Raw genomic sequence first — 24,779 nt, forward strand, 5'->3', positions numbered from 1 at the left:
CCGCTCCTTCGGCAGTTGGTTTTGTTTGGCGACTTACCATCCTACCGTCAGCGGGGCCATGTCCCTGTCGCGGGACTGGGTCTATTCGGTTCTCAACATTTGCGAAAGAAACTGTACGTCATCTCCAGGAAGGGCGGGGCAAACCACGCCATCGGCCGCCCGTAGAGGTACCTCAGGTCGTAGCAGAGGTGGAAGGCCATCATCGAGAGGACCGAGAAGCCCCTCACCGCGTCGAAGACGCGCACGCGCCCCATCCGAGCTCCTAGGAGATCGAGCGGATGAGGGCGGTCACCCTGCCGAGGATCTGTGGGTTGTCGGCGTAGATGGGCTCCATGGCGTCGTTCTCCGGCTGGAGCCTCACGCGGTCCTTCTCCTTGTAGAAGGTCTTGACCGTTGCCGAGTCGTCGATGAGGGCGACGACGATCTCCCCGTTGTGGGCCTCGTGCTGCTCCTTGACCACGATGTAGTCACCGTCGAAGATGCCTGCGTTGATCATCGACTGTCCGCGGACCTTGAGGATGAAGGAGCTCGAGTCCCCCACGATGCTCGTGGGGAGCGTCAGCACCTCCTCCACGTTCTGCTCGGCGAGGATAGGGAGGCCGGCCGCGACGCGGCCCACGAGCGGGAGCCTGATCGTGTTTGCGTCCACGTCCTCAGAGACGTCCACGAGGCGGTCGGGGCGCTGCTCCTGCTCGCCCTCGACGACCTCGATGGTGCGGGGCTTCTTGGAGTCGCGGTGGATGTAGCCCATCCCCTCGAGCGACTTGAGGTGCATGTGGACCGTGGAGGGCGAGGCGAGCCCCACCGCGGTGCCGATCTCGCGCACCGAGGGCGGGTAGCCGTGGTCTCGCGTGTAAGCGCAGATGAAGTCGTAGATGCTCTGCTGACGTGCGCTGAGTTTGCCCTTGGCCATCCGAGCCTCCTGTTTGGGTCTCCAAACGAATGTTCTAGGTTCTCTTGACACGAACCTCTGTACGTAAATAATGGTAGCAGAAGTTGGGTACAGAAGTTCGGACTTCTTTTCTTGTCCCGTCCTTTCCGTATAACAGTCGCGAAGCAAAGGAGAGGGGATAGAAGATGAGCGCACAGGCATATGAGTTCGACGGTTCCGCGGCGATCGAGCGCGAGGCGGGCCCGAGGTTCAGCGTCGTCGAGGGCGGGCTTGCGGGCGTCCCGGCGAGCGCCTGCGTCGCGGCCGCGAGGAGGCCCGGGAGGCCCCAGTCGTGCCCCCAGGGCGCGCCTCTCGGCCATGCCGTGCAGGGCAGGTCGGCATGGCTCGGCGCAATCGCCCTGCTCGCGGCGGGCGCCCTCGTCGCCGTCGCCGTCAGCCTCGGGCAGTCCGCGGCCAGGGACGCGCGCTCCGCGAGCCTGCTCGGAGCGGCCCCCGAGCAGGCGATCTCCGTGGCCCCCGGGGACACGCTCACCTCGATAGCGGAGCGCCAGTCGGGCGGGGAGGTCGACACCTACGCCGTCGTGGACTGGATCCGCGAGAGGAACGGCCTCGAGGACGCCGACCTCGTCCCGGGGCAGATCCTCGAGGTTCCCGTTCTCGGATAGCGTTGCGGCGGAGCCTCGATGTGCTCGGATAGAGAATCGTGTCGTCTGACAGATTAAATGTTGAACCCGAATGAACTTTTGTCGCATAATGCCGCTTAATTTGTGGACGAAATGTGTTACTGTGCCTAGGTGGTTTTTCCTAGGAGGTCAGATGCGCTGTCCCAACTGCGGTTGCGAAGAGTCGAAGGTCGTTGATTCACGTCCATCGGAGGGCAACGACGCCATACGTCGTAGACGCGAGTGCTCGCGGTGCGGGTTCCGCTTCACGACGTACGAGCGCAAGGAGGAGATGCCGCTCCTCGTGGTCAAGCGGGACGGCACCAAGGAGACGTTCGACCGACAGAAGATCATGCGCGGCCTCGTGCGCGCGACCGTGAAGCGCAACATACCAATAAAGAGGCTCGACCAGCTCATCGACTCCATCGAGTCTGAGCTCAGGGACGAGGGCGTCGGCGAGGTGAGCTCCCAGGAGATCGGAAGCATGGTGCTGAAGAAGCTCCTCGACGTCGACAAGGTCGCCTACGTGCGGTTCGCCTCGGTCTACCGGGACTTCAAGGACATCGACGAGTTCAGCGCCGAGCTGAGGAGCCTGTCCAATGAGTGACGCTGAGGTCAAGCTCAGGGTCAGGAGGCTCGACGGAGGAGTCGAGCTTCCTGCGTACGCCTACGCCGGCGACGCCGGCCTCGACCTGAGGTCGGCAGAGGACGTCACGCTCGAGCCTGGCGAGCGCAGGCTCGTCTCGACGGGCCTCGCCGTCGCGATCCCGGACGGCTATGCGGGATTCGTGATGCCGCGGAGCGGTCTCGCCCTTCGGGAGGGCCTCTCGATGGCCAACACCCCCGGGCTCATCGACGCGCACTACCGCGGCGAGCTCAAGATCTGCGCGATTAACCTGGACCCCTCGCGGCCCATCCGCATCGAGCGCGGCGAGCGGGTCGCGCAGCTCGTCATCATCAAAGTCCCCCGCGTCGAGCTCGTCGAGGTCTCCTCGCTCGACGAGACGGACCGCGGGACGGGCGGCTTCGGTTCAAGCGGCGTCGACTAGCGGCGCCCTCGAATATGCGCGGAAGGCTCGGCAGGACCCGGAGGGGGTCATGCCGCCGCGCGGTCTTGGCAAGAAGGAAGGAAAGAAGCTGATGGAAAAGTTCTTCAAGATGAGCGAGAGGGGCTCGAGCGTCGGTACCGAGATTCGTGCCGGCCTGACGACGTTCCTCGCGATGGCCTACATCATCGCGGTGAACCCCGCCCTGCTCATGGACGCCGGCATTGCCCCCGCCGCCGCCGTCACCTCGACCTGCCTCGGCGCGGGCATCATGACCATCCTCATGGGCCTCTTCTCCAACAGGCCCGTGGCCTGCGCCTCCGGCATGGGCATCAACGCCATCCTCGCGTACACGCTCGTGGGGATGACGGGCGGCGACTGGCACGCCGCGATGGCCGTCATCTTCGTCGAGGGCATCGCGATCCTCGTCCTGGTCCTGTGCGGCCTGCGCGAGGCGATCATGGACGCGATCCCTGTGTCGCTGCGCCATGCCATCTCGGTCGGCCTCGGCCTCTTCATCGCGATGATCGGCCTCGCTGACGGCGGCGTCATCGTCGCCAACGAGAGCACCATGGTAGCCCTCGGCAACGTGAGCGACCCCAAGTTCATCGTCGGCCTCGTCTCCATCGTCGCCTCCATCATCCTGTACGCCATGAACGTCAAGGGCTCCCTGCTCTGGGGCATCCTGATCGCGGTCGTGGCCGGCATCCCGCTGGGCGTCACCCAGATCCCTACCGGTGTTGTCTCGTTCCTCGACTTCTCCTCCTTCGGCGCACCCTTCCAGGCCGACGCCAACGGCGTCATGGGCATCGCCAAGGTCGTGACCACGCCCACGCTGCTCGTCTTCGCGTTCTCCCTCATGATGTCCGACTTCTTCGACACCATGGGCACCGCCATGGCCATCGGCAAGCAGGGCAAGTTCCTGAACGAGGACGGCACCGTCGAGAACATCAAGGAGATCCTGACCGTCGACTCCGCGGCTGCGGCCGTGGGTGGCTTCATCGGCGCCTCCTCGATCACGACCTTCGTCGAGTCCGCGTCCGGCGCAGCCGACGGCGGCCGCACCGGCCTCTCCTCGATCATGACCGGCGCCCTCTTCATCATCGCCTCGTTCTTCTCGCCCCTCATCACCATGATCAGCTCCGCCGCCACCTGTGGCGCCCTCGTCGTGGTCGGCTTCCTCATGATGGGCGACGTCGTCGACATCGACTGGACCGACCTCCTGCAGGGCTTCCCCGCGTTCATGATCGTCGCTGGCATCCCCCTGACCTACTCCATCTCGAACGGCATCGGCATGGGCTTCATCTGCTACGTGCTGGTCGCCATCGTCACCGGCCAGGTGAAGAAGGTCAAGCCGCTCATGTGGGTGGCCACGGCGGCCTTCGTCCTCTACTTCCTGCTCGTATAGCCTGAGAGCCACCAGGGACCCGGAGACCCCGGGTCCCTTTTTTTGCCGGCGCGTCGCCGGCGTATAAGATTGGAGGTCACAATGCCGCACAGGCAGAGAGAGATTATCGGCGTCGATGACCGCGTGTCGGTCGGTCGCGCCATACCGCTCGGCATACAGCACATGATGTCGATGTTCGGCTCGACCGTCCTGGTGCCCGCCCTGACCGGGCTCAACCCCAACGTCGCCATCATGTGCTCGGGCATCGGCACGATCGTGTACCTGCTCGTCACCCGCCACAGGATCCCGAGCTACCTAGGAAGCTCCTTCGCCTTCATCAGCCCGATCCTCATCGCCACGGCGATGACGGGAAGCCTCAGCATGGCCCTTTCCGGCGTGGTCGTCTCGGGTCTCGTCTATCTCGTGGTGGCGGGCATCGTCAAGCTGGTCGGCTCCGGCTGGCTCGACAAGCTCCTCCCGCCGGTACTCGTGGCTTCGGTCATGGTCGTCATCGGCGTCGGCCTGTCCGCTACGGCGGTTAAGATGGCGCTCAACTCGTCGACCGAAGGGTTCCAGGCGGTGGGTGCGCTCGTCGCGATGATCACCCTCGTGGCCGCGGTCGGCTTCTCCAGCATGGGCGGCCTCTTGGGCACCATGCCCATCCTCATGGCGATCATCGTCGGCTACGTCATCTCCGCCGCCTTCGGCCTCGTGGACTTCGCTCCCGTCGCCGCGGCCCCCTGGCTCGGCCTGCCGCCCATCACGACGCCGACCTTCAGCCTCAAGGCCATCAGCCTGATCGCCCCCGTGACGCTGGTCGTCGTGATCGAGCACATCGGCCATCTCCTCGCCGTCGGCGAGATCGTCGGCAAGGACTACCGCGACATGCTGCCCCGCTCGCTCATGGGCGACGGCATCTCGACCATCATCTCCGGCTTCCTCGGCGGCCCCCCGACCACGACCTACGCGGAGAACATCGGCGTCATGAGCGTGACGCGCGTCTACGCGACCCAGGTCTTCTGGTACGCGGCCGGCTTCGCGCTCGTCGTGGGCGGCTTCTGCCCCAAGGTCGCGGCCTTCATCAGCTCGATCCCGACGCCCGTCATGGGCGGCGTCAGCCTGCTCATGTTCGGCCTCATCGCCTCCAACGGCCTGCGCATGCTGGTGACGAACAAGGTCAACTTCGACGAGAACCGCAACCTCATGATCGCCTCGGTCGTCATCATCCTCGGCGTCGGCATGGAGACCACGGGCATCACCATCCCGGTGGGCGACTACGTGCTGCCCGGCATGGCGACCTCGGCCGTCATCGGCGTAATCCTCAACCTGCTGCTCCCGCATGAGAAGGCTGAGGAGCAGGGCGCGGAGGCCTCCGGGGACACCCTCGAGGCCTAGGCCTCGGCGAGCGGCCCTCCGTCGAAGGGGGGCGCCGAGGGCGCACAACCACAGCCCAGGAGAGCGGGGGCGTCGGGAAGCCGGCGCCCCCGTTCGCTTTCAAGGCGGGCTAGAAGGACGTGCCGCACGCCAGTCTTCGCAGCCTGTAGGGGTGTCGGTGCCAACCTCAAGAGCCTTCTCGAACGCGGTAGAGCATACTAGAACAAACGTACTGAAGGGGAGAAGGACCTGGGCTCGAGTGGCGCCACGCTGTTCGGAGGGCGATTCCGGAGTGCATCTCAAGCAGCGCAGGTCCCGCAATCCGCACGGGCCCCACAAGCCGCACGGGCCTCACAGGCCATGTGCGCTCGCAAGTATGCATGCACGGCGCCTCGGCGTGTCGACGACGCCGGTTGCGCAGACTGCCGCAGTCAGGTGCGACGTGTACCTCACTCACGGACGGCTGCGAGGAGGACGCAGGGTGGGATCGCACTGGGATTCGGGGGCCTCTGTCCGGACCCATCCGGCTGCTTGACGTCCATTCGCTTCTCCGCTAAAAGCCGGATAATATATCTTATGTAAAGTTGGAGTCTAAGGCCCGACCCTGTGGCTGGTAGCAGTCCCCTGGGGACGGCCGCGTCGAGGCGTCAGTCGCGCTGCGGCGCCCACTCGGTCTCGATAGAGCCACGGCAGAGGCGCCGGAGCCTGGGCATGGCCTCGTCGGCGACATCGGAGCCCATGATGACGGTCAGCGTATCGAGCGCCTGGAGGCGCGTGTCGCCGCGCGGCAGGATCTCGTCGCTGCCGCGCTCGATGGTGACCACGAGCGTGTCGTCGGGCCACCGCACGTCCTTTATGAGCTTGCCCTCGAGGCTGCTGCCCGCACCGACCACGAAGCTGTGGAGCTCCTTCTCGCCCGCGCGTCCCGAAGTTCCGGTGGCGGGCGCGCCGCCGTCGGAGGCACCGACGAGGTTGGCGTAGAGGTGCTCGTAGAACGGGTCGATCTTGATCATGTTCGCGGTCACGTACGAGATGATCGAGACGACCGACGTGGCGAGGAGCGCGTCGAGCGAGCCGGTGAGCTCGAACACGAGCACGACCGCCGTCACCGGCGCCCTCACGACCGACGCGAAGAGCCCGGCCACGCCGAGGACGATGAAGCTGTTCATGTACGCCGTGGCGTTTCCCGTGAAGAGGCCCACGACGGACGAGAAGATCGCGCCGGAGAGGGCGCCCATAACGACCAGCGGGAAGAGCGTGCCGCCGGGTGCCCCCGAGGCGAAGCTCACGTTGGTGAAGAGGTACTTCCCCACGAGGAGCGCCACCAGCACGGCGAGCGACGGCTCCAGGACGCCCGGCGCGAGGATGAGGTCGATGATCGCGTCGCCGCCGCACATGAGGCTCGGGGACGCGAAGGCCACGACGCCGGCGACGGCGAAGGGCACGGCGAGGCGCGCGTACGGCAGGTGTCGGCGGATCCTCCCGTAGAGGCGCTCCTGGCAGAGGAACATCCCCTTGTTGTGGAGCGCCCCCAGGACGCCGCAGTAGAGCCCCATCAGCAGCACGAGGGCGTACTCGTGGTGCGGGATGTCGTTCAGGAACGAGAGGATCAGCACCGGCCTCACGCCGAGGACCTGCGAGACGAGGAAGTCGGAGACGACCGAGGCGGCCATGACCGAGATGATCAGGGGCGCCGTGAACTCCTTGTGGATCTCCTCGATGGCGAAGAGGACGCCGGTGAGCGGGGCGTGGAAGGCGGCTGACATGCCGGCCGCGGCGCCGCAGGTCACGAGGAGGCGCTCCTCGCCCCTCTTGCGCCCGAGCAGCTTGGAGACGGCCTTGCCTGCCATGCCGCCGAGCTGGACCGAGGGGCCCTCGCGGCCGAGCGAGAGCCCGCCGAGCGCGCAGAGGGTGCCCTCCACGAACTTCGCCGCGAGCACGCGGTGCCAGGGCATGTCGATCTTGCCTGCGACCTCGGCGTCCACCTGCGGGATGCCCGAGCCCTGCGTGTAGGGCTCCCAGAGCATCAGCCGGCACACGACGAAGCAGATGGCCGCGAGCGCGCAGACCCAGAGCGCCACGAGGAGCGGGTTGCCCGCGGCCGCGGAGGTGAGCGAGCGCAGCAGGCGCTCCGCGTGGCTGAGGGAGAAGCGGTAGAGCGACACGACCCCGCCGCCGAAGAGGCCCACGAGCGCCCCCTCGCCGACGAGGTTCATCTGGTAGGTGTGGCTCAGGTGGCTTGCGGTGCCCCGCGGCCCGTCTGCCTCCCCCTTCGACTCATGGCTGCGCACGTGCCCTTACCCCGGTTTCCTCGCGGCCCACCGAAGGAGCGCCCCGCCGGGTTGGCGGGGCGGCGGCGCTTCGCTTGGTCGCGCTGTGTTTCTTGGCTGACGTCACTAGGGTACGACAAGAACGCGCGCTCGCGCGACCTCTTTCGCCACGAGGCGTGCTACCGCCGTGACTTGAGCGCGGACAGGATGCTCGAGAGCCGCTCGCCCACCTCGGGGCGCTCCGGGCTTCGGAAGCCCCTGATCCGGCCCACGACGCTCCTGTGCACGGCGTCCATGGAGCCCACGAAGGCGTCGGCCGCGATACGCTCGAGCCTCTCCCCTCCACCGACGATCCTTGCGGAGGCGTCGGCGGCCGTCTGGGCGACCTCGCCCCTGATTCTGCCGGGTGCGTTCGACACGGTGGTGGCGACGCGCTCGGTCACGGCCTCCGCCCGGTCGTTGAACGACCTGTCGGCGCTGGCGACGCGCTCCTCGAAGTCGGTGAGCACGGTCACCGTGAGCGTGGCGTCCACGGACATGAGCAGGACGACGAGGTAGGAGCAGGCCTCGAGGGCGACCTCGGGGACGCTTGCGGAGACCTGCGCCATAGCGGGCATGAGCACGTAGACCGCGAGGAGCCCTCCGCCGCCGAACAGCAGGCCCGCGGGCACGCACGTCCTGCCGCGGATGTTGAGGGGTACGTTGGAGTAGTCCCACCAGTAGGCGTGGAAGGCGCGCTCCATCGCCCAGGAGGTCGCGTACTCGAGCGCCATGCTCCCGGCGAACGAGACGAGAAAGACCTGCCACCAGCCCGTGAGCTCGCACCCGAGGGAACCCGCTGCCTGGAGCGCGAGGACGATCGAGACGACGCCCACGCCGTAGATGGGGCAGACGGGCCCGAAGAGGAAGCCGCGCCGCTCCCACCTGCCGGTCCTCAGGATGGCGAAGAGGGTCTCCCAGAGCCAGCCGCCGAGGCTGCAGGCGGCGAAGAGGCAGATGGTCGAGGCTATCGTCATCTTCGTGCGCCCCCCTCGGGCGTCGTGGGGGCAAGGCCGCCGTCCAGCGCGAGGGCGGCGGCCGCGACCGTCGTGTCCTTCTCGCCCCGCGGAGCGCGCCTCATGAGCAGCGTCTCGCCGAGGCTGCACCACTTGTCCGCCGCGCACAGGATGAGCGCCTCGCGGCTGCGCGGCGGCCGGCTAGGCGGCAGCGGCCACATGTGGGACTCGATGATCGCCCTCACGCGGTCGCTCACGCCGAGGAGCTCCACGGCGTTCTCGGCGGCGTAGAGCGGGTGCATGGTGGCGTGGTGCGGGCGCGAGGTCGAGCGGTCGTGCCAGTCGTAGAGGTAGAAGTCGTGCAGGAGCGCCCCCACGACGAGGTCCTCCATGTCGACGTGCACGCCGAGGGCGCTCGCCCACGCGTAGCAGGTGCGCGCGACCCGCAGGCAGTGCGCCAGCGTCGAGACGGTCCCGTGCTGGACGAAGTCCCCCATGCGGAGGACCTCCTGGCGGGACAGGTATGGTTTGACGATGCGCGAGAAGTCCGCGCGCTGGTCTGCCGTGAGCTCTCTCATGGGGACCATCCTACCATCGGGCTCCGGCGGGGCCCGCGTGCGGAGGGTCGCACACGGTATCGCTACGAGCCGCCTTGCGAGGGGCCCGCGGCGGGGCGTGCGGCGACCGGTCCTGGCCGACGTCCGGCAAACCGACGACAAATGGAGAATATCTCAATGTGATTACTTTATAGCTATGCATAAAATGCCTACGCACTTTTGCGCAAGACGTAACACGCCCTGGCCGCTCACCGCCCGTCCCTGGAAGGCGGGCGGCGAGGCCGCGACCCATGACCGAGGAGGGCCAGCCCATGGAGACGGAAGGAACGCACGCCGGCCCCGTCGTCGGCGCTGCGGGCGCGGACGCCGCGGAGGGCGACGGGGCACTGGCGTCGGTCTCGCTCTCGCAGCGCGACCTCAGGCGGCTCGAGCGGCGCGACCGCACGCGCGCACAGCAGCTCGCAGACCGGCTCGTCTGCCTGCTCCCCGTGCTCGCGGGGCTTCTCGCCGTGCTCGAGTACCTCTACGTGCCGAGCGTCCCCTCCGCGCGCCTCACCTGGACCTACCCCGCCTTCATGGCAGGGCTCATCGCGCTCGCGCTCGCGGGCTTCGTGGCCTCGCTCGTCTCGGAGCGCGTCTTCGAGTACCTGCGATACCACGCGCCCTTCTACACCCTGGTGTTTCTCCTCTTCCTCGCCTACGACGTGCTGACCGTGAAGACGGGGGTGCTCCCGCTCCCCTACTTCCCCTGGGTGGACCAGGTGCTCAACGCCGCGATCGGCGACGCCGGCTACCTGTGGATGTGCGTCAAGAGCTCCCTCAGGCTGCTCTTCTGCGGCTACTTCATAGGGGTGGCCGTGGGCCTCGCCACCGGCGTCGCCTGCGGCTATAGCCGGCGCGTCTCCTACTGGGTGGACCCCTTCCTCAAGGTGCTGGGCGCCATCCCCTCCACGACCTGGATCCCCGTGGTGATGGTCATCGCCGCGAGCCTCTTCTCCGGCGCGGTCTTCATCATCGCGCTCGGCGTCTGGTTCGCCGTCACCATCGCCACCGCGACGGGCATCAAGAACATCGACCCGGCGCTCTACGAGGCCGCGCGCACCCTCGGCGCGAGCACGCGCGAGCTCGTGGTCAACGTGGCCATCCCCTCCGCGCTCCCGAGCATCTTCCAGGGCATGATCCAGGCGATGAGCTCGGCCTGCACGGCCCTTCTCGTCGCCGAGATGGTCGGCGTGGAGTCCGGCCTCGGCTGGTACATCACCTGGCAGAAGTCCTGGGCGCAGTACGGGAAGATGTACGCCGCGATCGTGATCATCTGCCTCGTGTTCGTGCTCGTGAACTTCCTGCTCAAAAGGATCAGCGGCCGCGTGCTCCGCTGGAGGAAGGGGCTTGACGGCTGATGGCTCTCGTCCTGGATGACATCACCAAGTGCTTCGCCGCCGCCGACGGCGAGGGCGTCACGACGGCGCTCGAGGGGGTCAGCCTCACGGTCGAGAGGGGCGAGTTCCTCTCGCTCGTCGGCCCCTCGGGCTGCGGCAAGTCGACGCTGCTCAGGATCATCGCCGGGCTCACCCGGCCGACCACCGGCTCGGCCCGGCTCGACGGCGCCCCCATCGAGGGCGCAGGCCCCGACCGCTGCGTCGCCTTCCAGCGGCCCACCCTCTTCCCGTGGCTCACGGTCGAGGAGAACGTCGCCTTCGGGCCGCGCATGCGCGGCGAGCGGGACGCCCGCCGCCAGGAGGTCCTCGACCTCATCGACCTCGCGGGGCTCACGGAGTTCCGCGACAGCTACCCCCACCAGCTCTCCGGCGGCATGGCGCAGCGCGTGGAGCTCGTGCGCGCGATGGTCATGGAGCCCAAGGTCCTTCTCCTCGACGAGCCCCTGGGCGCGCTGGACGCCTTCACGCGCATGAACATGCAGGACGAGATCCTCGCCCTCTGGCGGCGCGTGGGGTGCACGGCGATCATGGTGACCCACGACGTCGACGAGGCCATCTACATGGGGCAGTCGGTGCTCGTGATGGCGCCCCATCCCGGCCGCATCGTCGAGCGCCTCGAGGTGGGCATGGACTACCCGCGCGACCGTACCGCGCCTGAGTTCTTCGCGCTCAGGAGCGAGGTGCTCTCGCGGCTCGACTACGCGTCGGCGGCGACCGCGAAGGGGCGCTAGTCCAGGCTCCGCTCCAAAGCAAGGCTGCACAACGAAGCTGCCGTCAATCCGGCGGGAGGTGGACTCCCGCCGTCGGGCGCGTGCGCGCCCTTTCGAGAAAGGATGGAACGTATGCTCAACCAGGACCTCACGCGCAGGGGCTTCCTCGGCCTCGTCGGTGCCGCCACCGCAGGCCTCGGCCTCGCGGCCTGCGGCTCCACTCAGGTGGAGAGCTCCAACGCCGCCCCTGCCGAGCAGGCCGCGACCGTCCAGTCGGCGGCCGAGAAGGTCAGGGGCATGTCCGAGCAGGAAGAGGAGGAGGCCTGGAAGAAGGAGCCCGCCTATGGCAAGACGCTGAACCTCGGCTACACCGGGGGCCTCTGCCTCGGCGCCCTGGGGCTCGGCCTCTCCAACGGCTTCTACCAGGACGAGGGCCTCGACGTCACGATCGTCAACATGAGCAGCACGACCGACGCCCTCGGGTCCGGCAAGGTCGACGTGGCCGGCGACCACATCGCCACGCTCCTGGTGCCCGCCACCAACGGCGTGAAGCTGACCATGGCCCACGCGGCGCACACGGGCTGCAAGTCGCTCTACGTGCTGAGCAGCTCGGACATCCAAAAGACCTCCGACCTCGTCGGCAAGACGGTGGGCCTGCCCGATGGCATCGGCAACTCCGACCAGAACATCTCCATGCGCTACTTCAACAAGGACGGCGTCGACATCAACAGCGTCAACTGGAAGGCCGTCACGAGCGATGCCGTCGTGCAGGCGCTCCAGAGCGGCGAGATCCAGGCGGCCAACATCTCCGACCAGTTCGCCTACCCCTTCGTCGCCGACGGCACCCTGCGCGCCATCCGCTCCATCACGACCGACGACGACTTCAAGAACGAGCCCTGCTGCGTTGTCTCCTTCAACACCGACTTCTACCAGCAGAACCCGGTGACTGCCAAGAAGTTCGTCCGCGCCTTCTCCAAGGCCAGCCAGTGGGCCCAGGACAACAAGGCCGAGTTCGTGGACATCCTCTTCGAGAACAGCTGGTCCTCGGGCGACAAGGACGTCGCGCTCGACCTCGCCAACAAGTACAACTTCGTGGTCAACGACTCAACCACCGAGGCCGCCCTGCGCGACATCATCACGGACTACAAGAAGTTCGGCGTGATCGAGTCCAAGGACGACGTCGACACGATCCTCGACAACGTCTGGGCGCCCGTCCTGGCGTAGAGGCACGAAAGCCCCCGAGCCCTATAGCTCGGGGGCGTCGCTTCTGGCAGTCCCCATGGCGCCCCGGACCTCGTAGGCGAGGTCCGGGGCGCCTCGCGTCTCCTGCTAGCTCTCCTTGGCCTCGGCGGCGCGGAGCTGCGGGCGCACGACGAGAAGGACGACGAGGAGCCCGACGATCGAGACGACGCCGGCGACCAGGAAGGTGAGGTTCACGCCCGCCTGCACGTTCGCCAGGATCGTGGGGTCAGGAGCGGTCTTGAGGTTGTAGGTGAGGGCGAAGACCGCGGCGGCGACGGAGCTCGCGAGCGAGTTGAAGAAGTTCACGAGCGAGGTGCCCACGCCGATGTCCTCCGGCGTGAGGGTCGCCTGGGCGGCGGGGGTGATGGAGACGGAGCGGAAGCTCTCGGCGACGCCCGTGAGGCCGAGCGCGACGAAGTAGACGGCGAGCGGGAGCTCGGGGGAGGTCAGCGACATGGCGAGCATGGGGACGCCGGCGAGCAGCGTCGCCACCGCCATGGCCTTCCAGTAGTTCTCCTGGCGCCTGGCGACCCAGACGCCCACGACGGCGGGGAGCGCCATCACGAGGATCATGCGGGGCATCTGCAGGGCGCCGGCGACGGCCGCCGAGCTGCCCATGACCTCGAGGGCGCCGATCGGCGCGTAGACGTTCATCGCGGGCTGGTAGAAATAGCAGATGAAGCCGACGACGAGCAGGGCCACGTAGTAGCGGTTCCTGAAGAGGTAGAGCGGGATGAGGGGCTCGGCCGCCCTGCCCTCCACCCTCACGAGGACGAGGATCGCAGCCACGCCGACGGCGAAGCCGCCGAGGATGTAGGGGCTGCCCCAGCCGAGCGAGGGCGCGAAGTTGAGCGAGAGCAGGATGCCGCAGAGGGCCACCGCGAGCGCGACCATGCCGGCCACGTCGATCGAGACCTTGCCGGCCTTCTTCTGGTTGGGCATGTTGAGGCCGATGAGGGCGACGCCCGCGAGCAGGGGGATGGCCGGCAGGAGCATGGCCACCGTCATGAGGCCGAGGTCGGTCAGGATGCCGGCCACGATGCTGCCGCCGAAACCGCCGATGGCGATGGCCATCGCGAGGAAGCCCATCATACGCGGCACGTCCTTGCGCTCGTTTATGAGCCCCGCGATGATGTAGGGCGCGGCCGTGAAGGCGCCCTGCGCGAGGGAGATCACGAGCCTGAGCGCGAGCAGCATGCCGACCGAGCGGGAGAACGCGAAGGCCACGCCGGCCGCCGCGCAGACGAGGCCGGGGACCACGATGATGTTGCGCCTCCCGATGAGGTCGCCCAGCTTGCCCCCGATCGGCGTCATGATGGAGACGCCGAGGGCCGCGAAGATCGAGAACAGACCGACGTACTCGATCGCGTCGACGCTCGCCAGGATCGGCGCGGTCAGGGTCGAGAAGGCCAGGCCGTACATGGAGACCGAGAGCATCATGCAGACGCAGCCGATCTCGACGAGGCGCTTCTGGCCCCTCGGCAGCGGGACCGCCACAGCGGCTGCCTCCACCGGGGCTGCCTTGCCCTCCACCGGGGCGGCCTTCCCCTCGCCCGCGTTCTTCTCCTTTGACATGGGGACCTCCTTAGTCCGACGACGTCGTCCCTACCTGTTGTTCTCGAGCCACCTCACGGCGCAGTGGGTGAGGCACGCGGCGCCGATCGGCAACACCTCCTCGTTGAAGCGGACGCGCGGGTCGTGCGCGGGGCGCTCTCCCCTCTCGTCCTCGTATCCGGCTGAGAGGTACATGAAGGTGGAGGGCACGCGCTGCGCGACGAAGGAGAAGTCCTCGGAAGCGCTCGCGTGGACGCCCGGTACCGGCGTCATGCCGGGGACGTCCATCTCGCCCATGTAGCCGACCATCTCCCTGGTGAGGTCCGGGTCGCAGACGAGCGGCGGGCACGCGGAGAGCGACGTGACCTCGGCGGTGCCGCCGAAGACCTCCGCCTGGCGCACCGCGACCTCGCGGATGCGCCCGAGCACGTGCTGGCGCAGCTCCTCGTCGTCGGTGCGCAGGGTCCCCTCCAGGACCGCCTCGGCGGGGATGCTGTTGGCCGCGGAGCCCGCGTGGAACTGGCCCACGGTGAGGACGCACGACTTGTAGCTGCTGCACTCCCGGGCGACGAGCTCCTGCAGGGCGAGGTGGACGTGCACCCCGATGTTGATGGGGTCCACCCCCAGCTCGGGGTAGGCGCCGTGGCTCGGCTTGCCGAGTACCTTGATCCTGAAGCCGTCGACCGAGAACATCATGGTGTCGGCGTCGTTGTACATGTAGAGCCCGGCGGGCATCCTGCCCGCCCCGACGTGGTAGGCGAGGGCGGCGTCCACGTGGGGGTCCTCCAGGATCCCGGCCGCCATCATGTCGAGGCTTCCCTTGAAGACCTCCTCCGCGGGCTGGAACATGAGCTTGACGGTTCCCGCGAGCTCGTCCTCGCGCTCCTTGAGCATGCGGGCAGCGCACAGCAGCATGGCTGCGTGCATGTCGTGCCCGCAGGCATGGACGGCGCCGTCGGCGCACGAGAAGGGCTCCCCGCTCGCCTCGTACATGGGCAGCGCGTCCATGTCGGCCCTCAGCAGCAAGACCTTGCCCCCGTGCCCCAAGGTCGCCGTGACCCCGTGGCCGCAGCGCTTCGGTGCGAGCCCGTACTCCTCGAGCTTCTCGCACACGAAGTCGACCGTCTTGGGGAGATCGAGCCCCACCTCCGCGTTCTGGTGGATGTGCCGGCGGTTCCGCACCGTCTCATCCGCGAGCGAGAGCGCTTCCTGGTACTCGTCCATGATGCCGTCCCTTCTCGACCTGTGGGCCAACTGCCCACCTTGGCTGAATTTCCCGTTCGGGGAGAAAGCGTGGAGAGAGCGAGAACTGCGTTGTGAGTTTAGGAATATAATGAGAAGCGCGTTCTAAGTTAAAGAATATTATTAGAATATGAGGCGCGATGAGAATATAGCAACATCGGATAATCGCGTCAAGCAGATTAGGAACATTTTTGGCAATGAATTCCGCAAGGCGCCGTGGCCTCCGTCACGGTGCCCGAGGCCTCGGGAAGGCGGGAGAGGGACAGCCATGAACCCAAGAGTGGTCGCGATCGTGAGCGAGTACCTCGAGGACTCGATGAGGGAGACGTTCGCCGACATGGGCTACAACCCGCCGGTCAAGGTCGTCCCCTACGAGAGCTTTTCCACCATCTCGGAGGTCTACGACGAGTACGCCCGCGACGTCGACGGCTTCCTCGTGAGCGGCCCCATCGCGATGGCCGCCATCCGCGAGGGTAGCCACGAGCTCGCGCGGCCGATGCTCGCCTTCGAGACCGACCTCTCGAGCCTCTACCGGACCCTGCTCGACCTTCTCATCAAGGATCGGGGCCTCGACCTCTCGCGCGTCGTCTACGACTACCTCATCCCGGTGTTCGACGGCTGCACGGCGGACTACTTCCTCAATACGATGGACAGCGCGGAGAACCAGCGCGCCTACCAGCGCTGGAGCCGCTCGCTCACCTCCGACGCCATCCGCGAGCTCGAGCCCACGATCGTGGGGAGGCTCAGGGAGATGCGCGAGCGCTGCGAGCTAGATGTGGTGGTCTGCCAGTACAGCAACATCATCCCCGACCTCGAGCGGGCGGGCGTTCCCTACGTGTACCCCGTCCCCCGCCGCTCCTACCTGAGCGGCCTCATGGAGCACCTCTTCTCCCTCATCGAGCTCGAGCGCATCCGCGCGAGCCTGCCCGTCTGCATCGGCCTCGTGCCCAAGGGCTACCGCCGCGGCGAGTTCGACGAGGAGGAGGCGGGCCGCAGGTCGCGGGAGCTCGCGCGCGCTGTCGGCGAGTTCTTCCGCGACAACCTGCTGGACTGCGAGCCGGAGGCGGACGGGGCGTTCTGCAGGGTCAGCACCGACGTCCGCGTCCTGCAGTTCCTGACCGAGAAGGGGACGGTCTGCAAGATCGCGACCGAGCTGGCCGACAAGGTCGACTTCCCCTTCCTCGTCGGGTACGGCGTGGGCGTCCGCTACGAATACGCCGTGGCCAACTCCGACGCCGCGCTGCGCGAGGCCGCCCGGGCTGGCGGCTCCTTCATCGTGAACGAGAACGGCGACATGACCGGGCCGCTCGGCTGCGAGCGCCGCATGGTCGTGGAGAACCTCCCCTCCGGCGCCGCGGGGCGGATCGCGCGCGCCTGCCACCTCAACCCCGCGACGGTCAACAAGGTCGTCGCCGTCACGCGCCTCGAGAACACGAACAAGATCACCGCCCAGGAGCTGGCGGGCCACCTCGGGAGCACGGTGCGCAACGCGAGCCGCATCCTCTTCAACCTCGAGACGGGCGGCTACGCGCGGCAGGTCTCGACCGGCCCGGGCACCAAGGCCAAGGGCCGGCCCGTGAAGGTGTACGAGGTCATGTTCGAGGAGTGACGGCCCCTAGCGCTTGGCGTCCATCTCGGCCATGTCGCCGAAGATCGGGGTCGGCATACCGAAGCCGCCGGAGACGTCCATGATCTGGCCCGTGGTGTAGGCCGCGTCGTCGCTTGCGAAGTAGGCGACGGCGGCCGCGATCTCCTCGGGCTTGCCCATGCGCTTGATGGGGATGTGCTTGAGGAAGAACTCGCGGAACTCCGGCGAGAGGTTGCCGGAGACCGCCTCCGTTGCCGTCATGCCCGGGAGCACGGCGTTGCAGCGGATGTTGTCGCGCGCGCACTGCGTGGCGATGAGCTTGGTCAGGTAGTTGATCGCGGCCTTGCTCGTGCCGTAGGCGATCTGCGAGATGTCCGGTCGGATGCCGCCGACCGACGAGATGTTGACGATGCTGCCGCCGCCGGCCGTCGCCATGTGGGGGATGACCGCCTGGGAGGCGAGGAAGACGCTCGCGAGGTTCATGTCCACCGTGCGGATGAACTCGTCGTACTCGGTCGTCTTGATGTCCTTGTCCTTCTGGGGGTTGGAGGTGCCGAAGTTGTTCACGAGGACGTCCACCCTGCCCTCGGCGGCGACGACCTCCTCCACCATGGACTCGTAGGTCTCGCGCTTGGAGGCGTCGTTGTAGACCGGGTGCACCGTGCAGCCCTCCTCGTTCAGCTCCGCGGCGCGCGCCTCGGCGCGCTCCATGTTGCGGGCGCCGAGGTAGACGGTCGCGCCGTCGCGCGCGAGGCGCTGCGCGCAGGCGAGGCCGATTCCCCTCGTCGCGGCGGTCACGATGGCGACCTTTCCGTTGAGGCTCATGACGGGCTCCCTTCTCGTTGGGGGCACTTGCGTTTTTGCAGGTGAGATGCCCTATATGTGTCTTGGCGAGCATGGTAGCACGCGCCGGGCGCCAGATAAACGAAGAATTTTAGAAGAATAACGGTCACCGCCGGGCGGGCGCGCGGTTGAGGAGGGGCGGCCCGTCTGCTACACGCGGGGGCGGGCGCCTAGCGTGCCTTGGCGAGGAGGCTGCCGATGCGGGACATGAACTCCGCGAGGAACCGCTCGACGTCCACGCGGACCGCGACCTCCATGGTCTTCTCCGGGTCGTTCAGCCGCCTCTCGTCGCCGATGGTGCGGCCGCGCGTGGCGCCCTCGATTTCGACCTTCATGTTGATGGGCAGGCACTCGACGAGCGTGGGGTCCAAGGCGACGGCGGCGGCCAACGGGTCGTGCAGGCCGCAGCCCCCGAGGTGCGGCGCGGTCGTCTCGTACGCCTTGATGTAGAAGTCCGTCATGTCCGCGTAGGCCTCCCCCGCCCGCGTGCCGAGCTGGCGCCATTGGCGCGTCTCGTCGTAGGTGAGCAGCGTCTGGTGGGTGACGTCGAGCCCGACCATGGTCGCGCGCACGCCCGAGCGGAAGACCTCGTTCGCGGCCTCGGGGTCCTGGCCGATGTTCGCCTCGGTCCAGGCGTTGACGTTGCCGGGCTGGGTCAGCGCGCCGCCCATGAGCACCACGCGGCCGATGAGGTCCTTGACCTCGGGGTCCTTGTGCAGGGCGGCGGCAACGTTGGTCAGCGGGCCCGTGGGGACGAGGACGAGGTCTGCTCCGTACTCGTGCGCCGCGCGGACGATGAAGTCCACGGCCGGCACCTCCTCCGCCGTCCGGCGGGGCGCTGGCAGCTCGACCCCTCCGACGCCGTCGGGACCGTGGATCAGGGCGGTGGCCGCGCTCACTCGGAAGCCTTCCGCGGCCTGGGCGTGCGGCTCGCCCCGGAAGACGGGGACCTCCGGGTGGCCGAGGAGCTCCGTCAGCGCGAGGCTGTTGCGGACGCCCTGCTCCAAGAGGACGTTGCCGTAGGTCCCGGTGATGCCGACGAGCTCCGCGTCGGGGCTGCCGAGCACGTAGGCGATGGCCAGCGCGTCGTCGATTCCGGTGTCGAGGTCGAGGATGATCTTCTTCATGTCAGGTTCGCCTTCCGTCTGCGTTTGCGGCGGCACTCCGTGCGTCCGGCGTACCGCTCACTGATTGCGTACATGTTAAGGCTGGCGGGGGCCGGGATGCCCCGAACGGCCGAGGCACTGAGAGGCCCTCTAAGGCCCCCGCGCCAGACCAATGGCCTGCGGGACCTTCTCCCCTCTGCGACGGTAGCGTGAGCAAATCGCTTTTATCCGACAAAAACTCGAAAAATTGTTCGGTAAAAGCGATTTGCCCACCCAGCAAAAGACGTTTTCCGGACAATTTTTGAGGAAATTGTTCGGAAAAAGCGATTTGCGTGGTGTACGTACCGCATTTGATGTGCACCGACGGGGGCCGGGGCCGGCCCGAGCGCTATCCTTACGAGGTGAATTGAGGGCAGGTGCCGACGGCTTGCCGGCGCCGTGTCAAGTGAGGGGCAGGTCCATGGACAAGGGCCGCATGGAGGCGTTCAGCGACGGTGTCATCGCGATTATCATAACCGTCATGGTTCTCGGCATCGGGGCGCCCGTGGGCGACGGGCTCTCGGACCTCGTCGGCGTCTTCCCGGCGCTCGGCGCCTACGCGCTGAGCTTCGTCGGCGTGGGCACCTACTGGAACAACCACCACCACCTGCTCAAGCTGGTGAGGCGCGTCGACGGCCGCATGCTCTGGCTCAACCTCGGCTTCCTCTTCGTGCTCTCGCTCGTGCCGCTCGCGACGGAGTGGATGGAGAAGAGCGTCTTCTCCGCAATTCCCACGACCACCTACGTCGTGCTCAACGTGCTGCTCTCCCTCTCCTACATGGCGCTGGAGAGCGACATCCGCCACAGCATCGCGAGCGGCTGCTCGCGCAAGGCGCCGGAGGAGGTCGTGAGGCGCTCGACCATGAAGGAGAGGCTCACCCTGGTCGCGGAGGCGGCGGCCTTCGTCCTCTCGCTGGCGCTCCCCTCCTCGCACCTCGCGCTCGTGCCGCTGGCCCTGGGATATGCGCTCTGGATCGTGCCGGACATGCGCATCGTGCACCTGCTCGACTTCCTCGCGGATGCGGACGACGCCGCAGGCGTCGAAGTCGCGGAGGAGCCCGGCGCGAGCGCCGCGGGCGCAGGCGTAGTCGCAGGTGCGGACGCCGCCGCCGACGGCCTCGGGTCGGAGAGGGGCGGCGGCGCCGCGGCGTGATAGGCTTGCACCACCCGCCCGCCGATGGGCTCGCCCCCGGCGGGCGCCCTCCCGGCGGGCGCGCGCAGGGTGCTCGGAACTGACGGGAGCGCGGCCTGGCCGCGCGGACGGGAGGGAAGATGACAAACACGTTCTGCAGGCAGCCCCTCTGGGAGTGCAACGACCGGCTCGTGCGCGTGGCGCAGGGCCAGGAGCCGGCGGACCTCGTCATCAGGCATGCGAGCCTGGTCTCGGTCCCCACCCACGAGATCCTCCCCGACACGGACATCGCCGTGGCCGCGGGCAGGGTCGCCTACCTGGGCGTCGGCGAGCACACGGCCGAGCACTGCATCGGAGAGGGGACCGTGGTCGTGGACGCGGGCGGCCTCTTCGCCACCCCCGGCTTCATGGACTCGCACATGCACGTGGAGAGCTCGATGGTGGGCGTCTCCGAGTACGCGCGCGCGGTCGTGCCGCACGGCACCGTCGGCGTCTACGCCGACCCGCACGAGTGCGCCAACGTCTGCGGCCTCGCCGGCGTGCGGGAGATGTTCAAGGACGCCAGGCGTGTGCCCCTCAAGGCCATGCTCACGACCCCCTCGTGCGTGCCTGCCGTACGCGGCGTCGAGGACACCGGTTCTTCGATCGACGCGGCCCAGGTCGCCGAGACCATGGGGTGGGACGACGTCGTGGGCCTCGGCGAGATGATGAACTTCCCCGGCATCCTCTCCTGCGAGCCCAACGCGATCGACGAGGTCCGCGAGACCCTCAAGGCCGGCAAGTCCGTGACCGGCCACTACGCCGTGTCCGAGACCGACCGCGGCCTCAACGCCTACATCGCCTCCGGCGTCTCGTCCTGCCACGAGTCCACGACGGTCGACGACGTTGTCTCCAAGCTCCGCCTCGGCATGTACGTGCAGCTCAGGCAGGGCTCGGCGTGGCACAACCTGCCGAACTACCTGCCCGGCGTCCTCGCTTCGGGGGTCGACACGCGCCACCTCGTGCTCTGCTCCGACGACGACCACCCCGCGACCATCGTCGGCGACGGGCACATGGACCTCATCCTGCGCCTGGCGGTGAGCCTCGGCTGTGACCCCGTCACCGCGGTGCAGATGTGCACGATCAACTGCGCCGAGTGCTTCGGCATGGGCTCGGACCTTGGCAGCATCGCCCCGGGCAAGTGCGCCGACATCAACCTCGTCGAGGACCTGGAGAGCTTCCGCGTGCGCAAGGTCTTCATCGACGGCGAGCTCGTCGCCGAGGACGGTCGCGCCCTCTTCGACGTCGAGCCCTACGCGTGGCCGGACTTCATGACCCACACGATGAACCTGGGCATCGACGTCACGCCCGAGACGTTCCGCTTCGAGACCGAGAAGCCCGACGGCTCGCGTGCCCGCGTGCGCGCGATCGGCATCGAGGCGGGCCAGACCCTCACCAAGGACGCCGTCGTCGAGGTCCCGGTGGAGGGCGGCCAGCTGCTCGCCGACCCCGCGCACGACGTCTGCAAGGTCTGCGTCTTCGACCGCCACCACGGGGTGGCGGGCGTACACTCCGAGGGCTTCGTCACCGGCTTCGGCATCCATGGCGCCCTCGCGCAGACGGTCAGCCACGATGCTCACAACCTGCTGGTAGTCGGCGACAACGAGGAGGACATGGCGCTCGCGGCGAGCACGCTCGCCGAGTGCGGCGGCGGCGAGGTGGCCGTCTCCGACGGGCGCGTCCTCGCCCTGGTGGAGCTGCCAGTCTGCGGCCTCATGAGCGACGAGCGCGTGGAGGTCGTGGCGGAGAAGGTCTCGCGCATGGAGGAGGCCTGGAGGGAGATGGGCTGCTCCATGCCCTCGCCGTTCATGACCATGGGCGTCATGTCGCTCGCGTGCGTCCCCGTACTGCGGCTCACCAACCGCGGCTACGTGAACTGCCTGACGTTCGAGATGGAGCCGCTCGAGGTGGACTAGCCGGTACGGAGCCGGGCGCGGCGGCAAGGACGGGAAAGGTTGAGGACGGGAGGCCCCCGTCGTCCGATCGGACGACGGGGGCCTCCCTCGTACAGGTCTACCGTGACGGCCGGCAGTTAGTGACGGTCACCAGTCGCGGGTGCCGGGACTTGCGAACGGCCTACTTCTTGCCGTAGTCGTAGAAGCCCTTGCCGGCGTTGAGGCCGAGCTCACCCTTGTCGATCTTCTCCTTGAGCCTGCTGACGATGCGGTACTGCACGGTCGACGGGTCCTTGGAGCGCGGGTCCATGATGCCGATGTTGTAGGCGGTCGTGAGGCCGACGATGTCGAGGATGCGGAATGGGCCGGCGGGGGCGCCGGTGCCGAGCGTCCAGGCGCGGTCGATGTCGATGGGGTCGCCGACCTCGTTGGCCCACAGCGCCTCGGCTGCGTTCAGGAACGGGACGAGCATGGAGTTGAGCAGGTAGCCCGGCTGCTCCTTGTTGACGCGAAGCGGGATCATGCGGATGGAGCTGGCGAAGGCGATCGTGGTCTCGAAGGTCTCGTCGCTCGTGCCGGCGTGGCGCATGACCTCGGCGGTCGGGTGCGACCAGATCTCGTTGGCGAAGTGGAGGGCTCCGTACTTGGCGGGACGGCCCGTGGCCTCTGCGAACTGCGACGGCAGCAGCGTGGAGGAGTTGGTGACGACGAGGGTCTTCTCGGGGAGGTGCTTTGCGAGCTCCTCGTAGAAGGCGACCTTCTGCTCGACGCTCTCGGCGACGGCCTCGATCACGAAGTCCGCGTCGCCGAAGGCCTCGTCCCAGTCGGTCGTGAGCTTGAGGTTCTTATAGGCCGCCTCGACCTTGGCCTTGGCCGCCTCGCAGCTCTCGGGGGTGACGTCCTCCTGGGCCATGAGGCCGTAGGCGTATGCCCTCGGGTCGGTCTTCATCGCGTCGAGCGTCTTGAGGTAGGTCTCGCGCAGGTAGTCGATCTTGGGCTTGCAGCGGCCGATGGAGCCCTCGCTGCGCAGCCAGATGGTCACGTTGTACCCGCTGTACGCGCTCTGGAACGCGATCTGGCTGCCCAGCACGCCACCACCGGCTACGGTTACGTTCTTGATTTCCATGCTGCCTCCTCTTGGGACCTCGTCCCGTCGTGGTTGTTACACCCTGCACGATACCCAGTGCGTGGCGCCGGCTTTCAGCGGGGCGCGCGGAGCGGTCGGGAAACGCCCGCAGGCGTTGAGTTATGGTCGCATCCGGCGTATGTCCACTTTGAGGTGGCGGGCATCGCGGGACGCGTGGTGTTTGCCCCGCATTACCATCGATTGCATGGATACCCAACATGACAACGCTACGGAGAAGTTCCGGCAGATGACCGAGGAGCCCATCAGGCCCCTGATCCTCTCGCTCGCCGCCCCCTCGATCGCATCGAACCTCGTGACGAGCCTCTACAACCTGTGCGACACCTTCTTCGTGGGGTCGCTGGGCACCTCGGCGGAGGGCGCCATAGGCATCTCCTTCGTAGTCATGACCGCCATCCAGGCGGTGGGCTTCGGCATGGGGCAGGGCACCGGCAACGCCATCTCCCGCTACCTCGGCGCCAGGCAGCGGGAGCGCGCCTGCGTGATGGCGACCAACGGCCTCGTCTGGACGCTCGCAATCGGCGCCCTCATCGCGCTGGTGGGCAACGTCCTCATCGAGCCCATCTGCCGCCTGGCTGGCTCCACCGAGACCATCCTCCCCTATGCCAAGACCTTCGTGGGCATCATCCTGCTCGGCGCCCCCTTCATGTGCAGCTCGCTGATGCTCAACATGCAGCTGCGCTTCGAGGGGGAGGCGCTCCACTCCATGATCGCCATAGTCACGGGCGCCCTGCTCAACATCGCGCTCGAGCCGCTGCTCATCTATGGCGCCGGCCTCGGGATCGCGGGCAGCGCCATCGCGACGGTCGTCTGCCAGTTCGTGAGCTTCTCCATCCTCGTGTGGCAGATTCAGCGCGTGGGGATAACGCCGCTCTCGCCCAAGTGGCTGAGAAGGCCGACGCGCTCCGCGCTGAGGACGATAGTGAACGGCGGCCTCCCCTCCTTCGTCCGCCAGTGCATGCTCGGCGTGGCCACGACCCTCCTGAACGGCGCCGCTCGCCCGTTCGGCGACGCCGCGATAGCCGCCCTCGCCGTGGTGCAGCGGATCGCGGGCATCGGCAACTACGTACAGATCGGCATCGGCCAGGGCTTCCAGCCGGTGATCGGGTACAACTTCGGCGCCAGGATATACGGGCGCATCCGCGAGGGCTACCGCTTCTCCGTGGGGACGGCGTTCGTCGCCGTGGCCCTCATGGGTGTCTTCTCGTTCGCGTTCGCGCCGCAGCTCGTCGGCCTCTTCTCCAGCGACCCGGAGGTCATAGGGATCGGCACCCTCGCCCTGCGCGTCGAGAGCGTCACGCTCCCCATCACGGGCACCGCGATGATCACCAACTTCCTGCTCCAGACGATGGGGCGCATGTGGCGCGCGACCGTCCTCGGCGCCTGCCGGCTCGGCCTCGTCCTCGGTCCCGTCGTGCTCGTGCTGCCGCCCCTGCTCGGGCTCCTCGGCGTCCAGCTCGCCCAGCCGGTGACTGACGTCATCACCTTCCTGGTGGCGCTCCCCATGGCCGCCTCGGCCCTGCGCGACCTCGCAAGGGGCGAGCACGAGGCCGGCGCCGGTAAGGGCGGCCTCGCGGAGGGTGAGCGCGAGGCCTGCTGAGCGCGGTACGGCTACGGTCTCCG

General features: G+C 67.7%; 22 protein-coding genes. 12 read left to right on the forward strand and 10 right to left on the reverse strand.

The window, feature by feature from the left end:
- Positions 1-92: 92 nt before the first annotated feature.
- Together VXJ25_RS07595 and lexA are read right to left on the reverse strand one after the other, a co-directional pair.
- A complete protein-coding gene (locus tag VXJ25_RS07595; RefSeq protein ID WP_330958606.1) occupies positions 93-254 on the reverse strand; it encodes a heparan-alpha-glucosaminide N-acetyltransferase domain-containing protein in 162 nt (53 codons plus the stop codon).
- A gap of 8 nt (positions 255-262) precedes the next feature.
- The gene (gene lexA / locus VXJ25_RS07600) at positions 263-913 is read right to left on the reverse strand and encodes a transcriptional repressor LexA (RefSeq protein WP_330958607.1); all 651 of its coding nucleotides are present in this window, start codon (positions 911-913) and stop codon (positions 263-265) included.
- 164 nt (positions 914-1,077) lie between these two features.
- Between lexA and VXJ25_RS07605 the strand changes: the two genes are divergently transcribed.
- The 5 genes from VXJ25_RS07605 to VXJ25_RS07625 all read left to right on the forward strand — a co-directional run bounded on the left by VXJ25_RS07605 (position 1,078) and on the right by VXJ25_RS07625 (position 5,382).
- A complete protein-coding gene (locus VXJ25_RS07605) occupies positions 1,078-1,557 on the forward strand; it encodes a LysM peptidoglycan-binding domain-containing protein (protein ID WP_330958608.1) in 480 nt (159 codons plus the stop codon).
- A 151-nt stretch (positions 1,558-1,708) separates the two neighbouring features.
- Complete coding sequence (gene nrdR, locus VXJ25_RS07610; RefSeq protein ID WP_330958609.1) at positions 1,709-2,161, forward strand: transcriptional regulator NrdR; 453 nt, start codon at positions 1,709-1,711, stop codon at positions 2,159-2,161.
- Complete coding sequence (gene dut, locus VXJ25_RS07615; RefSeq protein ID WP_330958610.1) at positions 2,154-2,603, forward strand: dUTP diphosphatase; 450 nt, start codon at positions 2,154-2,156, stop codon at positions 2,601-2,603. Before nrdR ends, dut begins: the two co-directional genes overlap by 8 nt.
- A gap of 91 nt (positions 2,604-2,694) precedes the next feature.
- Positions 2,695-4,008, forward strand: coding sequence for an NCS2 family permease (locus VXJ25_RS07620; RefSeq protein WP_330958611.1), 1,314 nt, complete (start codon positions 2,695-2,697; stop codon positions 4,006-4,008).
- Positions 4,009-4,089: 81 nt separating this feature from the next.
- Positions 4,090-5,382, forward strand: coding sequence for a uracil-xanthine permease family protein (locus VXJ25_RS07625; protein WP_330958612.1), 1,293 nt, complete (start codon positions 4,090-4,092; stop codon positions 5,380-5,382).
- Between the two features lie 626 nt (positions 5,383-6,008).
- Here the strand turns inward: VXJ25_RS07625 and VXJ25_RS07630 are convergent.
- The 3 genes from VXJ25_RS07630 to VXJ25_RS07640 all read right to left on the reverse strand — a co-directional run bounded on the left by VXJ25_RS07630 (position 6,009) and on the right by VXJ25_RS07640 (position 9,204).
- Positions 6,009-7,652: a ClC family H(+)/Cl(-) exchange transporter gene (locus tag VXJ25_RS07630; protein ID WP_330958613.1), complete on the reverse strand. Its 1,644-nt coding sequence runs from the start codon at positions 7,650-7,652 to the stop codon at positions 6,009-6,011.
- 158 nt (positions 7,653-7,810) lie between these two features.
- Complete coding sequence (locus VXJ25_RS07635) at positions 7,811-8,647, reverse strand: putative ABC transporter permease (protein ID WP_330958614.1); 837 nt, start codon at positions 8,645-8,647, stop codon at positions 7,811-7,813.
- Entirely contained in the window at positions 8,644-9,204 is a 561-nt protein-coding gene (locus tag VXJ25_RS07640) for an HD domain-containing protein (RefSeq protein ID WP_330958615.1), read from the reverse strand. Before VXJ25_RS07640 ends, VXJ25_RS07635 begins: the two co-directional genes overlap by 4 nt.
- 290 nt (positions 9,205-9,494) lie before the next feature.
- Between VXJ25_RS07640 and VXJ25_RS07645 the strand changes: the two genes are divergently transcribed.
- The 3 genes from VXJ25_RS07645 (at position 9,495) to VXJ25_RS07655 (ending at position 12,556) form a co-directional block, all read left to right on the forward strand.
- A complete protein-coding gene (locus VXJ25_RS07645; RefSeq protein WP_330958616.1) occupies positions 9,495-10,583 on the forward strand; it encodes an ABC transporter permease in 1,089 nt (362 codons plus the stop codon).
- Positions 10,583-11,353, forward strand: a complete 771-nt coding sequence (locus VXJ25_RS07650) for an ABC transporter ATP-binding protein (protein ID WP_330958617.1) — start codon at positions 10,583-10,585, stop codon at positions 11,351-11,353. Before VXJ25_RS07645 ends, VXJ25_RS07650 begins: the two co-directional genes overlap by 1 nt.
- 111 nt (positions 11,354-11,464) lie before the next feature.
- Entirely contained in the window at positions 11,465-12,556 is a 1,092-nt protein-coding gene (locus tag VXJ25_RS07655; RefSeq protein WP_330958618.1) for an ABC transporter substrate-binding protein, read from the forward strand.
- Between the two features lie 105 nt (positions 12,557-12,661).
- Here the strand turns inward: VXJ25_RS07655 and VXJ25_RS07660 are convergent, their stop codons facing one another.
- Positions 12,662-14,149, reverse strand: a complete 1,488-nt coding sequence (locus VXJ25_RS07660) for an MFS transporter (RefSeq protein ID WP_330958619.1) — start codon at positions 14,147-14,149, stop codon at positions 12,662-12,664.
- Positions 14,150-14,179: 30 nt separating this feature from the next.
- Positions 14,180-15,382, reverse strand: a complete 1,203-nt coding sequence (locus tag VXJ25_RS07665; protein ID WP_330958620.1) for a M20 family metallopeptidase — start codon at positions 15,380-15,382, stop codon at positions 14,180-14,182.
- Positions 15,383-15,638: 256 nt separating this feature from the next.
- Here VXJ25_RS07665 and VXJ25_RS07670 point away from each other — a divergent pair, with 256 nt between their 5' ends.
- Positions 15,639-16,979 carry a DEAD/DEAH box helicase family protein gene (locus VXJ25_RS07670; RefSeq protein WP_330958621.1) on the forward strand — a complete coding sequence of 447 codons (1,341 nt, stop codon included), beginning with the start codon at positions 15,639-15,641 and terminating at the stop codon, positions 16,977-16,979.
- Positions 16,980-16,985: 6 nt separating this feature from the next.
- Here the strand turns inward: VXJ25_RS07670 and hdhA are convergent, their stop codons facing one another.
- Positions 16,986-17,783, reverse strand: coding sequence for a 7alpha-hydroxysteroid dehydrogenase (gene hdhA, locus VXJ25_RS07675; protein WP_330958622.1), 798 nt, complete (start codon positions 17,781-17,783; stop codon positions 16,986-16,988).
- 188 nt (positions 17,784-17,971) lie between these two features.
- Positions 17,972-18,928, reverse strand: a complete 957-nt coding sequence (locus VXJ25_RS07680; RefSeq protein WP_330958623.1) for a nucleoside hydrolase — start codon at positions 18,926-18,928, stop codon at positions 17,972-17,974.
- A 439-nt stretch (positions 18,929-19,367) separates the two neighbouring features.
- Here VXJ25_RS07680 and VXJ25_RS07685 point away from each other — a divergent pair, with 439 nt between their 5' ends.
- A complete protein-coding gene (locus tag VXJ25_RS07685; RefSeq protein ID WP_330958624.1) occupies positions 19,368-20,099 on the forward strand; it encodes a TMEM175 family protein in 732 nt (243 codons plus the stop codon).
- A gap of 119 nt (positions 20,100-20,218) precedes the next feature.
- Positions 20,219-22,033, forward strand: coding sequence for an adenine deaminase (locus VXJ25_RS07690; RefSeq protein WP_330958625.1), 1,815 nt, complete (start codon positions 20,219-20,221; stop codon positions 22,031-22,033).
- 160 nt (positions 22,034-22,193) lie between these two features.
- Here the strand turns inward: VXJ25_RS07690 and VXJ25_RS07695 are convergent, their stop codons facing one another.
- On the reverse strand, positions 22,194-23,138 hold the full coding sequence (locus tag VXJ25_RS07695; RefSeq protein WP_330958626.1) for a 3-hydroxyacyl-CoA dehydrogenase: 945 nt from the start codon (positions 23,136-23,138) through the stop codon (positions 22,194-22,196).
- A gap of 205 nt (positions 23,139-23,343) precedes the next feature.
- On the opposite strand from VXJ25_RS07695, the gene VXJ25_RS07700 reads away from it, so the two are divergent.
- Complete coding sequence (locus tag VXJ25_RS07700; protein WP_330958627.1) at positions 23,344-24,756, forward strand: MATE family efflux transporter; 1,413 nt, start codon at positions 23,344-23,346, stop codon at positions 24,754-24,756.
- The last annotated feature ends 23 nt before the right edge of the window (positions 24,757-24,779 follow it).

It is taken from the genome of Olsenella absiana (genome assembly GCF_036408855.1).
GTDB lineage: Bacteria > Actinomycetota > Coriobacteriia > Coriobacteriales > Atopobiaceae > Olsenella_K > Olsenella_K absiana.